The following is a 13,344-nucleotide window of genomic DNA, read 5'->3' as shown; positions in this document are numbered from 1 at the left end:
GCAACAAGGTGAGGTATGGTTTGTTGCACGGTTCTGGGTAAAGTCCTCAACTGAGACCGAAATAAGCTTCACTTGTTTCAGAACACTGTTGAACGTCACCACATGGAGAGGGAGTGGGCATATGACACCTTTACCCGATGACCATCATTGCCTTCGCATACTTTCGGCGGTAGCCCTGTGAAACTATGGCGTAAAGCCGAGAAACGCCAACCCACCCAGGCACAGCTGTTGTTCCACGGGTTGGTCCGTGAATGGTTGTTGATCGGGCTGGTGTTACTTCCCTTTACCGTTTACCTGTCCTTGAGCCCGGGCCTGGCACTGAATAACCCTCTCTACGACAGCCTGCGCCGACTGACACCTTTACCGGTGGATCCACGGATTCTGCTGGTCACCATTGATGCGCCCAGCCTGGAAGTACTCGGCCCATGGCCGTGGCCGCGCAGCGTGCATGCAGATCTGATTGAACGCCTTAGCGCCGCCCAGCCGGCAGGCATTCTGTTTGACGTAGTCTTCAGCGAACCTAGCAAGGGGGCCGATGGACGACGGTTGGCTGATGCGGTCTGCAATGCTGGCAATGTACTGCTGCCCATCGTCGGTGATAGCAGTGTAAGTCCCAGCCTGCCAGGAGAGCCGCTGTCACCGTTGCTCAAGTGCGCCAAGGGCGTGGGGCATATCAACGTCGAAGCGGATAGCGACGGCATCGTACGCAGCGTGTATCTGCGTGAAGGCCCACCGGGAAGCACGCTCCCTCAATTGGCATGGCTGGCGTTCGCGCTGAGTGAGCAAGCACCGGTAATGCCGGGCCTTGCCCAGGAGCCCAGCAGCCAGCAGTGGCATCAGGAGCATGAAATCCGCGTGCCTTTCACCTCGGAAGATGACCACTTTCCCAGCGTGTCCTACCTCAGCGTATTACGCGGCGAGGTACCTCCCGAGACACTGCGCGGCCGGCTGATTCTGATAGGTGCCACGGCGTATGGAATGGCCGATCGTTTTGTGACACCGCTCTCCTCCACCGTCGGCACGACCGCAGGAGTGGAGATCCAGGCCGATATCCTCAATGGTCTGTTGCAGGGACGCAGCATTGTCGACCTGCCCGGATGGCTTGCTGCCCTGTTGGCGACATCCTTGGTGACCTTGCTGCTGGGCCTTCTGCTGTATCGCCCTCGCTACGCCCTGTGGATGACCCTGGGTGGCATGACCGCGGCGCTCGTGGGCTCATGGGCATTGCTGCGCCTTGGGCATTGGTGGTCTCCCGCCGCATGTTTGATCGGGCTGTTACTCAGCTATCTCATCTGGAACTGGCGGCGCCTGAGCGTCATCCTGGCCTACTTTGGTTGGGAACTGGCGCGGCTGGATAACGAGCCCAAGGTGCTGCCGGAGCGTCGTCGTGCGCCCGCCAGCAAGGGTGATGTGTTGCAGGGGCGGATCTTTGCCCTTGAGCAGGCAGTCAGTCGTACGCGTGATACGCGGCGCTTTATGGCTGACGGGTTGGAATGCCTGCCGGTGGCTACGCTGATAACCGACCCACAGGGCAATATTCTGTTGGCCAACCGTGTAGCCCGTGATGTGTTCGGTAACGACCTGGTCAATTCAAACCTCATCGAACAACTCGCCGATTTGGGTTATCCCCCGCTGCATAACGGCGTACGCCCTGCCCTGTCAGCACTGGAATTGGTCGAGTTCCGCGATATCCACCAACGCAGTCTGCGGATGGAGCTTGCGCCGTTGCTTCCGGCCGAAGGTGACTTCGCCCTCGGATGGCTGTTGAGCCTGACGGACCTGAGCAAGGAGCGAGAAGCCCAGCAGCATCGCGAGACCATGCTGCGTTTCCTCTCCCACGACCTACGCGCACCCCATTCGGCGATCCTCGCCCTGCTGGATGTGCATAACGGCGAATCGCCAATCTTTGCCCAGGTCGAGCAACAGGTCAGACGGGCCTTGAGCCTTACCGAATCCTTTGTGCAATTGGCCAAGGCCGAGGCTGACGGTTACCAGTTCCAGCCTACCTTGTTCGCCATGCTGGTGATGGACGCCTTTGATCAAGTGGCGGTGATTGCGCAACTCAAGGGCATCCACCTGGTCCACGACCTGGATGAAGCGGATGAAGCCATGATCCATGCCGATCAATCACTGCTCACCCGTGCGTTGTTCAACGTGCTGGAGAATGCGATCAAATACTCCCCATCCGGCACTACCGTCAGGTTAAGACACGGCAGTGCACAGGGGTGGTTGGAATGCCGCATCAGCGATCAGGGGCCGGGGATTGCCCCCGATGATTTACCGGAACTGTTCAGCCAATACCGGCGTTTCGATTCGGCCCAGGGCAGTGACGGTCTTGGACTGGGGCTGACGATGGTTAAGGCTGTGGTGGAACGGCACGGCGGACGCATCGTTTGTGAAAGTGAGCTGGGCAAGGGCTCGACATTCATCCTGTTATTGCCGCAGTTGGAAGACTAAAAAACCGACTTTTCTGCTGTGCATAAAAAACCGGTCACAAGGACCGGTTTTTTTATGAAGAAAAAACTTATGCACGTTTTTCGAGATTTTATGACCTTCAGAAATATGCAGCTAAATCAGCATGTTATGAATCAAAAAAGCCAATTCGCCAACAAAGCGTACACAGGTTATCCACAGATTCTCAAATCGCCGGGGTCTCGACTACCAAGGGCTCAGGAGGCAGGGAACCCATGGCTCGCTGCTGCGCTTCATTCCACGCTGCTGCGCGGTCGTTCAGTGCAGCAATCGCACGCGGCCCCTCGCCTTCTGCGTACATCGGCTCGCCTATAACCACGGTGATGGTGCCCGCGCGTTTGGCCCAGCCGGTCTTCGGCCAGAACTTGCCGGCATTGTGGGCAATGGGCAGCACCGGCAGGTTGGCGTTGACCGCCAATGCGGTACCGCCCCGCGAGAACTTGCCTACGGTGCCGTAGGGCACACGCGTACCTTCGGGGAAGATCAGCACCCAGACGCCGTCCTTGAGCAACTCGTCGCCCTTCTTGGCCACGTGCTTGAGCGCCGCCTTGGGGTTGTCACGGTCAATGGCGATCGGGCGCAACATGGCCATGGCCCAGCCAAAGAACGGAACGTACAACAGTTCACGCTTAAGCACCTGGCTCAGGGGCGAGAAGTACGCGGAAAGAAAGAAGGTTTCCCAAGTGCTTTGGTGGTTCGACAAAATCACGCAGGGTTGGTCCGGGACGTTTTCTGCGCCCTTGACCTCGAAACGGATGTTCAGGAACACCTTGCTCAGCCACAACGCGCAACGGCACCAATAAACGTTGATGAAGCGATAACGCGCCTTGAACGGCAGGAAGGGGGCAATAAAAAAGCTCAGGGTGCACCAGAGAAACGAACTGGTGCCCAGCAGCAGGTAAAAGAAAAAGGTTCTGATGGCCTGCAAGATCGACATGGCGGCATTTACCGTTGCGGGACACGGCCCGCCTGTTAAAAGCGCACTCCCGAACAATCCTTGGTCAGGAAGTCGAGGGCGGCTAGTTGTTAATAAGTTCTGCGGCAACCGCCGCCAGATCGTCAAAAATCAAAGTGCCTACCGGCAGGTTTTTCGCCTGGGTCTTTTCGCCTTTTCCGGTCTTTACCAAAACTGGCTGAGAGTCGACGGCTTTGGCCGCCTCCAGGTCACCGAGGCTGTCCCCGACGAACCATATCCCAGCCAAGGGCACCTTGTAATGTTCTGCAATGATTTTCAACATGCCAGACTTGGGCTTGCGGCAATCGCAGCCCTCATCCGGCCCGTGAGGGCAGTAAACCACCAGCCCCACCTCACCGCCCTGTTCGGCTACCAACGTACGCAAGCGCGCGTGCATGGCGTCCAGGGTGGCGATGTCGTAGTAACCGCGGGCGATGCCGGACTGGTTGGTGGCGATCGCCACCGTCCAGCCGGCTTTGCTCAACTGCGCGATGGCCTCGATCGAGCCGGGCAAGGGGATCCACTCCTGTACCGACTTGATGTAAGCGTCGGAGTCGTAGTTGATCACCCCGTCCCGATCGAGAATCAGCAGTTTCAACATGATCAGCCCAATACGGAAATGTCAGCGATATTGATGAACAGGCCACGCAGACGCGCGAGCATGGCGTAACGGTTTTTCCGCACGCCGGCATCGTCGGCATTGATCATCACCGCTTCGAAGAAGGCGTCTACCGGTTCACGCAGAGACGCCAGGCGCGCCAACGCTTCAGCGTAGTTACGCTCGGCGATCAGCGGTTTCACGGCGTTCTCGGCCTTGGCGATGGCCGAGTTCAGAGAGAACTCCTTGGCATCGGCAAACAGGCTTGGGTCAACGTCGGCATTGCCGAGGTTGTCGGCCTTGCTCAGCAGGTTCGACACACGCTTGTTCACGGCCGCCAGGGCATCGGCTTCCGGCAGCTTGCGGAACGCTTGTACGGCTTGTACGCGCTGGTCGAAGTCCAGTGCCGAACCCGGTTGCAGGGCACGTACCGACAGGTAGACGGAAACGTCCACGCCTTCGTCTTCGTAACGCGCACGCAGGCGGTCGAACACGAACTCCAGCACTTGCTCGGCCAGGCCGGCTTGCTTGACCTTGGCCCCGAACTGGCCGACGGCGAACACCACGGCCTGGGTCAGGTCGAGATCCAGCTTCTTGTCGATCAGGATCCGCAGCACGCCCAATGCCGCACGGCGCAGGGCATACGGGTCTTTGCTACCGGTGGGCAACATACCGATACCGAAGATACCCACCAGCGTATCGAGCTTGTCGGCGATGGCCACGGCCGCACCCGTCAGGGTGGTCGGCAGTTCTGCACCGGCACCGCGTGGCATGTACTGCTCGTTCAGGGCCAGGGCGACGTCGTCCGGCTCGCCGTCGTTGAGGGCGTAGTAGTAACCGGCGACACCTTGCATCTCAGGGAACTCGCCGACCATTTCGGTGGCCAAGTCGCACTTGGACAGCAAGCCGGCACGGGCGGCCCAGGCTGCGTCGCCGCCGATGCGTGGCGCAATGTAGGCCGCCAGCTTGGAAACCCGTACGGCCTTGTCGTAGACACTGCCGAGTTTTTCCTGGAACACCACGTTTTGCAGGCGCAGGTTGAAGTCTTCGAGCTTCTGCTTCTTATCTTGCTTGAAGAAGAACTCGGCATCGGTCAGGCGCGGGCGAACGACTTTCTCGTTACCGGCGATGATCTGCTGCGGGTCCTTGCTCTCGATGTTGGCCACAGTGATAAAACGCGGCAGCAACTTACCGTCTGCGTCCAGCAGGCAGAAATACTTCTGGTTGTCCTGCATGGTGGTGATCAAGGCTTCTTGTGGCACGTCGAGGAAACGCTCTTCGAACGAGCACACCAGCGGCACCGGCCATTCCACCAGAGCGGTAACTTCGTCCAGCAGGCTTGGCGGCACGATGGCGGTGCCTTCCTGCAGGCGGGCCAATTCTTCGGTGCGCTTGCTGATCAGCTCGCGCCGCTCATTGGCATCGGCCAATACGTAAGCGGCGCGCAGGTCGTTGAGGTAGTTGGCCGGCGAAGTGATGCGCACGCTTTCGGGATGATGGAAGCGGTGACCACGGGAATCACGACCAGCCTTCTGGGCGAGGATGGTGCAATCAATGACCTGGTCACCGAGCAGCATTACCAGCCATTGGGTCGGACGTACGAACTCTTCCTTGCGCGCACCCCAGCGCATGCGCTTGGGGATAGGCAGGTCGTTCAGGGAGTCTTCAACGATGGTCGGCAGCAGGCTGGCGGTCGGCTTGCCGGTGATGACCTGGCTGAAACGCAGTTTCGGACCGCTCTGGTCGATCTCGCTCAGCTCTACGCCACATTTCTTGGCAAAGCCAAGGGCGGCTTGTGTCGGGTTGCCGTCGGCATCGAAAGCTGCCTGGCGCGGTGGGCCGTCCAGGTTGATGTTGCGGTCCGGCTGCTGGGTTTCCAGCGCGGTCAGCAGCACAGCCAGGCGGCGCGGCGCGGCGTAGACTTTTTTGGCTTCAAACTTCAGGCCGGCAGTCTGCAGGCCTTTTTCGATACCGGCCAGGAAGGCATCGGCCAGGGTATTGAGTGCCTTGGGTGGCAGCTCTTCGGTGCCCAGTTCAACCAGGAAATCTTGAGCACTCATTGTGCAGCCTCCAGCTTAGCCAACACTTCATCACGCAGGTCAGGGGTTGCCATCGGGAAGCCCAGCTTGGCACGCGCCAGCAGGTAGGCTTGGGCGACGGAACGCGCCAGCGTGCGTACACGCAGGATGTATTGCTGGCGCGCAGTTACCGAGATAGCACGGCGGGCGTCCAGCAGGTTGAAGGTATGGGACGCCTTCAACACCATTTCATAGCTTGGCAACGGCAGCGGCTGGTCGAGTTCGATCAGCCGCTTGGCTTCGCTTTCATAGAAGTCGAACAGTTCGAACAGCTTGTCGACGTTGGCGTGTTCGAAGTTGTAGGTGGACTGCTCCACTTCGTTCTGGTGGAACACATCGCCGTAGGTCACCTTGCCGAATGGGCCATCAGCCCATACCAGGTCGTAGACCGAATCCACGCCTTGCAGGTACATGGCCAGACGCTCCAGGCCATAGGTGATCTCGCCGGTGACCGGGTAGCATTCGATGCCGCCCGCTTGCTGGAAGTAAGTGAACTGCGTCACTTCCATGCCATTGAGCCAGACTTCCCAGCCCAGGCCCCAGGCGCCCAGGGTTGGCGATTCCCAGTTGTCTTCGACGAAACGGATGTCGTGCACCAGTGGGTCCAGGCCCACATGCTTGAGCGAGCCCAGGTAGAGTTCCTGGAAGTTGTCCGGGTTGGGCTTCAATACCACCTGGAACTGGTAGTAGTGCTGCAGACGGTTCGGGTTTTCGCCGTAGCGGCCGTCAGTCGGGCGGCGACTGGGCTGCACATAAGCGGCGTTCCAGGTTTCCGGGCCGATGGCCCGCAGGAATGTAGCGGTGTGGAAAGTGCCGGCGCCTACTTCCATATCGTAGGGCTGAAGTACCACACAACCTTGCTCGGCCCAGTATTGCTGGAGGGCGAGGATCAAGTCTTGGAAGGTACGCACGGCTGGCGTAGGCTGGCTCACGAAATTCACCTGTTACTTGGGCTGCGATTTAAAGAGCGGGAGTATACCCGATTCGGCCCCGCCACCACTCCCTGGAGCCTTATGCCACGCTGCTTTTGGTGTTCTGAAGATCCGCTGTACATGGCTTATCACGATCAAGAGTGGGGAACGCCGCTGCGCGATGCGCAGGGTTTGTTCGAGTTGCTTTTGCTCGAAGGGTTCCAGGCGGGTCTGTCCTGGATCACTGTTTTACGCAAACGCGAGCATTATCGAAAGGTCTTGTTCGGCTTTGATGCGCAGCGTCTGGCGCGGTTAAGCGATGAAGAAATCGAGGCGCTGATGCAGGATCCGGGCATCGTGCGCAATCGCTTGAAGCTCAATGCTACACGGCGCAACGCGGCGGCCTGGCTGGCGCTGGAAGACCCGGTGGGGTTGCTGTGGTCATTTGTCGGCGGCAAACCCAAGGTCAATCACTTCAAGGATCGCAGCGACGTCCCGGCCATTACACCCGAGGCTGAAGCCATGAGCCGCGCCTTGAAAAAAGCCGGTTTCACCTTCGTCGGGCCGACCATCTGCTACGCCTTCATGCAGGCCTCGGGCATGGTCATGGACCACACCCAGGACTGTGACCGTTACGCGGACTTGGTCAACGCCGGTTAGAATGCCGGTTTTGCGCACCACACACGATCAGGAGTGACCTGTGGAAAAGTTTAAAGGCGCCTTGCTGGTAGGCGCTCTCCGGTTGTTTGCCCTGCTGCCCTGGCGCGCTGTACAAGCCGTCGGCACGGGCATCGGCTGGATCATGTGGAAAACCCCCAACCGCTCCCGCGACACCGTGCGGATCAACCTCTCCAAGTGCTTCCCGGACATGGACCCGGCCGAGCGCGAGCGCCTGGTGGGCCGCAGCCTGATGGACATCGGCAAGTCTCTCACCGAAAGCGCCTGCGCGTGGATCTGGCCAGCCCAGCGTTCCATCGACCTGGTGCGGGAAGTCGAGGGCCTGGAAGTGCTGCACCAAGCCCTGGCCTCGGGCAAAGGCGTGGTGGGTATCACCAGTCACCTGGGCAACTGGGAAGTGCTGAACCACTTCTATTGCAGCCAGTGCAAACCGATCATTTTCTATCGCCCGCCCAAGCTCAAGGCGGTGGACGAACTGCTGCGCAAACAACGCGTGCAATTGGGCAACCGCGTGGCGGCGTCGACCAAGGAAGGCATTCTCAGCGTGATCAAGGAGGTGCGCAAAGGCGGCCAGGTAGGCATTCCTGCCGACCCGGAACCAGCCGAGTCCGCCGGCATCTTCGTACCGTTTTTCGCCACCCAGGCCCTCACCAGCAAATTCGTGCCGAACATGCTCGCGGGCCACAAGGCTGTTGGCGTATTCCTGCACGCGTTGCGCCTGCCGGACGGCTCAGGCTACAAAGTGATCCTGGAAGCGGCGCCGGAAGACATGTACAGCACCGACACCGCCACCTCCTGCGCGGCGATGAGCAAAGTGGTGGAGCGCTATGTCGGCGCCTACCCGAGCCAGTACATGTGGAGCATGAAGCGCTTCAAGAAGCGCCCGCCGGGTGAGGCGCGGTGGTACTGATTCACACCTGACTCAAGACCGATATAGAAACAATGTGGGAGGGGGCTTGCTCCCGATAGCGGTGGTTCAGTCAAATATGCATTGGCTGACACACTGCCATCGGGAGCAAGCCCCCTCCCACATTTAGTCCTGTATCAAGCCTGGCGATCGAGTTTCTTCAGGAACACGGTCATCTCTTTTTCGGCCTGCTTGTCGCCGTGGGCCTGGGCCGCTTCAATGCCTTTTTCCCACGCCTGTCGTGCTGCGGCACTGTCACCTTGGGCCTGGTGTGCCTTGCCCAACAACTTCCACGCCGCCGAATACTTTGGATCGAACTCGACACACTTGCCCAGATGCTCGGCGGCTTTGGCGTTGTCCTTCAAGTCCATATAACCCTTGCCCAAGCCGAAGCGCAGCAGCGAATTATCCACACCCTTGGCGAGCATTTTTTCCAGGGATTCGAGCATGTCGGTCACTCCGTTTGATCAGAAAAAGCTCAGGCCCACGTGGAACAGTTTCTCCACGTCGCGGATATGTTTCTTATCCACAAGGAACAGAATCACATGATCACCGGTGGCGATCACCGTGTCGTCGTGGGCAATGATCACTTCTTCATCACGAATAATTGCGCCAATAGTGGTGCCCGGCGGCAGGCCAATATCGCGGATGGCCTTGCCGATGACTTTGCTCGACTTCGAGTCACCGTGGGCGATCGCCTCGATGGCTTCCGCCGCGCCCCGGCGCAATGAGTGCACGCTGACGATATCGCCACGGCGTACGTGGGCGAGCAAGGTGCCGATGGTGGCCAGCTGCGGGCTGATGGCGATATCGATATCGCCGCCCTGGATCAGGTCGACGTAGGCCGGGTTGTTGATGATGGTCATCACCTTTTTCGCCCCCAGCCGCTTGGCCAGCAGCGACGACATGATGTTGGCTTCGTCATCGTTGGTCAGGGCCAGGAAGATGTCGGCGTCGGCGATGTTCTCTTCCATCAGCAGGTCGCGGTCCGAGGCGCTGCCTTGCAGCACGACGGTGCTGTCGAGGGTGTCGGACAAATGCCGGCAACGCGCCGGACTCATCTCGATGATCTTCACCTGGTAGCGGCTTTCGATGGCTTCGGCCAGACGTTCGCCAATCTGCCCACCGCCAGCGATGACAATGCGTTTGTAGCTTTCATCGAGCCTGCGCATCTCGCTCATGACGGCGCGAATATTCGCTTTGGCGGCGATGAAAAACACTTCGTCGTCGGCTTCAATCACCGTATCGCCCTGGGGCAGGATCGGCCGGTCACGACGGAAAATTGCTGCTACGCGGGTTTCTACATTTGGCATGTGTTCGCGCAGCTGGCGCAGTTGCTGGCCCACCAACGGCCCACCGTAGTAAGCCTTCACCGCCACCAATTGCGCCTTGCCTTCGGCGAAGTCGATCACCTGCAAGGCGCCCGGAATCTCGATCAGGCGCTTGATGTAGTGGGTCACTACCTGTTCCGGGCTGATCAGTACGTCGACGGGAATGGCATCGTTATCGAACAAGCCGGCGCGGGTCAGGTAGGCCGCCTCGCGCACACGGGCGATCTTGGTCGGGGTATGGAACAAGGTATGGGCCACCTGGCAGGCGACCATGTTGGTTTCGTCGCTGTTGGTCACCGCGACCAGCATGTCGGCATCGTCGGCACCCGCCTGACGCAGCACCGTCGGAAACGATGCGCGGCCTTGCACCGTACGGATATCCAGGCGGTCGCCCAGGTTACGCAGGCGCTCGGCATCAGTGTCGACCACGGTAATGTCGTTGGCTTCGCCGGCCAGATGTTCGGCCAGTGTGCCACCAACCTGCCCTGCCCCAAGGATGATGATTTTCATCCGGTCACTCCCTTAAAACCATTCAGCCGCGCGCGGCGGCGATCTTGATCAGTTTGGCGTAGTAGAAGCCATCGTGCCCGCCTTCCTGCGCGAGCAGTTGGCGGCCGTGGGGCTGCTTGATGCCGGCGCTGGTAGCGAGGTCCAGTTCGCGCGCGCCGCTGGTGCGGGCGAGGAAGGCTTGGATGACCTCAGTATTTTCGGTGGGTAGCGTGGAGCAGGTGGCGTACAGCAGGATGCCGCCGACTTCCAGGGTTGGCCACAGGGCGTCAAGCAATTCGCCTTGCAGCACCGCGAGGGCGGCGATGTCGTCGGGCTGGCGGGTCAGCTTGATGTCCGGGTGCCGACGGATTACGCCGGTGGCAGAGCAAGGTGCGTCCAGCAGGATGCGCTGGAATGGCTTGCCGTCCCACCAGGTCGCGATGTTGCGGCCGTCGGCGGCGATCAGGTCGGCGCTGAGGCCCAGGCGTGCAAGGTTTTCCCGCACGCGCACCAGGCGTTTGGCTTCAAGATCCACAGCCACTACACCGGCCAGGTCTTTTTCAACTTCAAGGATGTGACAGGTCTTACCACCTGGCGCGCAGCAGGCGTCGAGTACGCGCTGGCCGGGGGCCAAATCGAGCAGGTCGGCCGCCAATTGCGCGGCCTCGTCCTGCACGCTGATCCAGCCTTCGGCAAAGCCCGGCAGGCTGCGCACATCGGTGGCGGCTTCCAGCACGATGCCGTCGGTGCTGTACACGCACGGGGTGGCGTTGATGGCCGCGTCGGCCAGTAATTGCAGATACGCATCACGGCTATGGTGGCGACGGTTGACCCGCAGGATCATCGGCGGGTGCGCATTGTTGGCCGCGCAGATAGCTTCCCATTGCTCGGGCCAGAACGCTTTCAGGGATTTTTGCAGCCAGCGCGGGTGGGCGGTGCGCACCACCGGATCATGTTCCAACTCGGCCAGCAGCGCTTCGCTTTCACGCTGGGCCCGGCGCAGTACGGCATTGAGCAGGGCCTTGGCCCAAGGCTTTTTCAGCTTGTCGGCGCAACCGACGGTTTCACCGATGGCGGCGTGGGCCGGTACGCGGGTGTAGAGCAATTGATAGAGGCCCACCAGCAACAGCGCCTCGACATCAGCGTCTGCCGCCTTGAACGGTTTTTGCAGCAGCTTGGCTGCCAGTGCCGACAACCTTGGCTGCCAGCGGGCGGTGCCAAAGGCCAGGTCCTGGGTGAAACCGCGATCCCGGTCTTCGACCTTGTCCAATTGCGTGGGCAATGAACTGTTCAGCGAAGCCTTGCCGTTGAGCACGGCAGCGAGAGCCTTGGCGGCGGCCAGACGTGGGTTCATTGAGCGGCCACCCCGAGGATCGTGCCCAAGGCAAATTTCTCACGGCGGCTATTGAACAAATCGCTGAAGTTCAGCGCTTTGCCGCCGGGCAATTGCAGACGTGTCAGGCACAGCGCCTGTTCACCGCAAGCGACCAACAGCCCGTCTTTGCTGGCGCCGATAATCTCGCCGGGGGCGCCTTTGCCATTGGCCAGGGTCGCGGCCAACACCTTCAAGGCTTCGCCGTTCAGGGTGCTATGGCAGATTGGCCATGGGTTGAAGGCACGTACCAGGCGCTCCAGCTCCACGGCCGGGCGGCTCCAGTCGATGCGCGCTTCGTCTTTGTTCAATTTGTGCGCGTAGGTGGCCAGGCTGTCGTCCTGTACCTCGCCTTCCAGGGTGCCTGCTGCGAGGCCGGCGATGGCCTGGATCACGGCAGGTGGGCCCATTTCGGCAAGGCGGTCGTGCAGGCTGCCACCGGTGTCTTGCGCGGTGATCGGGGTGGTGACCTTGAGCAGCATCGGCCCGGTGTCCAGGCCCGCCTCCATGCGCATCACGGTCACGCCGCTTTCGCTGTCGCCCGCCTCCACGGCGCGCTGGATCGGCGCCGCACCACGCCAGCGAGGCAGCAGCGAAGCATGGCTGTTGATGCAACCCAGGCGCGGGATATCCAGCACCGCCTGGGGCAGGATCAAACCGTAGGCCACCACCACCAGCAGGTCCGGTTTCAGCGCGGCCAGTTCGGCCTGGGCTTCGGCGTTACGCAGGGTCGGCGGTTGCAGCACCGCTATGTTGTGTTCAAGCGCCAATAGCTTGACCGGGCTCGGCATCAGTTTTTGCCCGCGACCGGCCGGGCGATCCGGCTGGGTGTACACCGCGACGATGTCATAAGGGCTGGCAAGCAGCGCCTTGAGGTGTTCGGCGGCGAATTCAGGGGTGCCGGCAAAAACAATGCGCAATGGCTCGGTCATGGGAGTTCTCGGTTAAAAACAGTCACAAAAGAAAAAGGCTTGCCGCAGCAAGCCTTTGGAAGAAGGGCATCAAGCTTGCTGGCGATGCTTTTTTTCCAGCTTCTTCTTGATCCGGTCCCGCTTGAGCGTGGACAGGTAATCGACAAACAGCTTGCCGTTAAGGTGGTCGCATTCATGTTGGATACACACTGCCAACAGACCTTCGGCAATCAGCTCAAACGGTTTGCCATCACGGTCCAGGGCCTTGATCTTCACGCGCAACGGGCGTTCGACGTTCTCGTAGAACTCCGGCACCGACAGGCAGCCTTCCTGGTATTCGCCCATCTCATCGGTCAGCGGTTCGAACTCGGGGTTGATGTACACCCGGGGTTCGCTGCGATCTTCCGACAGGTCCATGACCACGACACGCAGATGCACGTTGACCTGGGTAGCGGCGAGGCCGATGCCCGGAGCTTCATACATTGTTTCAAACATGTCATCGACCAACTGACGAACCTTGTCGTCCACTACGGCCACCGGCTTGGCGATCGTGCGCAGGCGCGAGTCGGGAAATTCGAGGATGTTCAAAATAGCCATAAGCGTAATTGCTGCACATGTGAGGTAAAGACCAATCGGCGGTGG

Annotated in this window: 12 protein-coding genes; 3 read left to right on the top strand and 9 right to left on the bottom strand. The window is 60.2% G+C overall.

The features are described 5' to 3' along the window. The first annotated feature begins 177 nt into the window (after positions 1-177). Positions 178-2,457: a CHASE2 domain-containing protein gene (locus QMK52_RS07100; protein WP_320403960.1), complete on the top strand. Its 2,280-nt coding sequence runs from the start codon at positions 178-180 to the stop codon at positions 2,455-2,457. 181 nt (positions 2,458-2,638) lie between these two features. Here QMK52_RS07100 and QMK52_RS07095 read toward each other — a convergent pair whose 3' ends face one another. The 4 genes from QMK52_RS07095 to glyQ all read right to left on the bottom strand — a co-directional run bounded on the left by QMK52_RS07095 (position 2,639) and on the right by glyQ (position 7,035). Next, positions 2,639-3,409: a lysophospholipid acyltransferase family protein gene (locus QMK52_RS07095; RefSeq protein WP_005783374.1), complete on the bottom strand. Its 771-nt coding sequence runs from the start codon at positions 3,407-3,409 to the stop codon at positions 2,639-2,641. Positions 3,410-3,491: 82 nt separating this feature from the next. Next, the gene (gene gmhB / locus QMK52_RS07090) at positions 3,492-4,031 is read right to left on the bottom strand and encodes a D-glycero-beta-D-manno-heptose 1,7-bisphosphate 7-phosphatase (protein ID WP_320404189.1); all 540 of its coding nucleotides are present in this window, start codon (positions 4,029-4,031) and stop codon (positions 3,492-3,494) included. Further along, positions 4,031-6,085: a glycine--tRNA ligase subunit beta gene (gene glyS, locus QMK52_RS07085; RefSeq protein ID WP_320403959.1), complete on the bottom strand. Its 2,055-nt coding sequence runs from the start codon at positions 6,083-6,085 to the stop codon at positions 4,031-4,033. Before glyS ends, gmhB begins: the two co-directional genes overlap by 1 nt. Further along, positions 6,082-7,035: a glycine--tRNA ligase subunit alpha gene (gene glyQ / locus QMK52_RS07080; protein WP_003187265.1), complete on the bottom strand. Its 954-nt coding sequence runs from the start codon at positions 7,033-7,035 to the stop codon at positions 6,082-6,084. Before glyQ ends, glyS begins: the two co-directional genes overlap by 4 nt. Positions 7,036-7,116: 81 nt before the next feature. On the opposite strand from glyQ, the gene QMK52_RS07075 reads away from it, so the two are divergent. Next, positions 7,117-7,674 carry a DNA-3-methyladenine glycosylase I gene (locus QMK52_RS07075; protein WP_005783377.1) on the top strand — a complete coding sequence of 186 codons (558 nt, stop codon included), beginning with the start codon at positions 7,117-7,119 and terminating at the stop codon, positions 7,672-7,674. A 40-nt stretch (positions 7,675-7,714) separates the two neighbouring features. Then, the gene (locus QMK52_RS07070; RefSeq protein ID WP_005783378.1) at positions 7,715-8,602 is read left to right on the top strand and encodes a lysophospholipid acyltransferase; all 888 of its coding nucleotides are present in this window, start codon (positions 7,715-7,717) and stop codon (positions 8,600-8,602) included. Positions 8,603-8,736: 134 nt separating this feature from the next. Here QMK52_RS07070 and QMK52_RS07065 read toward each other — a convergent pair whose 3' ends face one another. From QMK52_RS07065 to def, 5 genes are all read right to left on the bottom strand, one after another. Further along, on the bottom strand, positions 8,737-9,048 hold the full coding sequence (locus QMK52_RS07065) for a tetratricopeptide repeat protein (protein ID WP_005783379.1): 312 nt from the start codon (positions 9,046-9,048) through the stop codon (positions 8,737-8,739). Positions 9,049-9,066: 18 nt separating this feature from the next. Continuing rightward, positions 9,067-10,440, bottom strand: a complete 1,374-nt coding sequence (trkA, locus tag QMK52_RS07060; RefSeq protein ID WP_005783380.1) for a Trk system potassium transporter TrkA — start codon at positions 10,438-10,440, stop codon at positions 9,067-9,069. Positions 10,441-10,462: 22 nt separating this feature from the next. Continuing rightward, positions 10,463-11,773 carry a 16S rRNA (cytosine(967)-C(5))-methyltransferase RsmB gene (gene rsmB, locus QMK52_RS07055; protein ID WP_320403958.1) on the bottom strand — a complete coding sequence of 437 codons (1,311 nt, stop codon included), beginning with the start codon at positions 11,771-11,773 and terminating at the stop codon, positions 10,463-10,465. Continuing rightward, on the bottom strand, positions 11,770-12,723 hold the full coding sequence (fmt, locus tag QMK52_RS07050) for a methionyl-tRNA formyltransferase (protein ID WP_005783382.1): 954 nt from the start codon (positions 12,721-12,723) through the stop codon (positions 11,770-11,772). Before fmt ends, rsmB begins: the two co-directional genes overlap by 4 nt. 69 nt (positions 12,724-12,792) lie before the next feature. Then, positions 12,793-13,299 carry a peptide deformylase gene (def, locus tag QMK52_RS07045; protein WP_005783383.1) on the bottom strand — a complete coding sequence of 169 codons (507 nt, stop codon included), beginning with the start codon at positions 13,297-13,299 and terminating at the stop codon, positions 12,793-12,795. Positions 13,300-13,344: the final 45 nt, after the last annotated feature.

The sequence above is a fragment of the Pseudomonas sp. P9_2 genome, from assembly GCF_034008255.1.
Taxonomy (GTDB): Bacteria; Pseudomonadota; Gammaproteobacteria; order Pseudomonadales; family Pseudomonadaceae; genus Aquipseudomonas; species Aquipseudomonas synxantha_A.
Note: the sequence above shows the minus strand (reverse complement) of the source record. Positions and strands in the feature narration are given on the sequence as shown.

What these genes read in the sequence shown, in the direction of transcription:
- QMK52_RS07095 (WP_005783374.1), bottom strand. Translation starts at nt 3,409, where the DNA reads ATGTCGATCTTGCAGGCCATCAGAACCTTTTTCTTTTACCTGCTGCTG.
- glyS (WP_320403959.1), bottom strand. Translation starts at nt 6,085, where the DNA reads ATGAGTGCTCAAGATTTCCTGGTTGAACTGGGCACCGAAGAGCTGCCA.
- QMK52_RS07075 (WP_005783377.1), top strand. Translation starts at nt 7,117, where the DNA reads ATGCCACGCTGCTTTTGGTGTTCTGAAGATCCGCTGTACATGGCTTAT.
- QMK52_RS07065 (WP_005783379.1), bottom strand. Translation starts at nt 9,048, where the DNA reads ATGCTCGAATCCCTGGAAAAAATGCTCGCCAAGGGTGTGGATAATTCG.
- trkA (WP_005783380.1), bottom strand. Translation starts at nt 10,440, where the DNA reads ATGAAAATCATCATCCTTGGGGCAGGGCAGGTTGGTGGCACACTGGCC.
- rsmB (WP_320403958.1), bottom strand. Translation starts at nt 11,773, where the DNA reads ATGAACCCACGTCTGGCCGCCGCCAAGGCTCTCGCTGCCGTGCTCAAC.
- fmt (WP_005783382.1), bottom strand. Translation starts at nt 12,723, where the DNA reads ATGACCGAGCCATTGCGCATTGTTTTTGCCGGCACCCCTGAATTCGCC.
- def (WP_005783383.1), bottom strand. Translation starts at nt 13,299, where the DNA reads ATGGCTATTTTGAACATCCTCGAATTTCCCGACTCGCGCCTGCGCACG.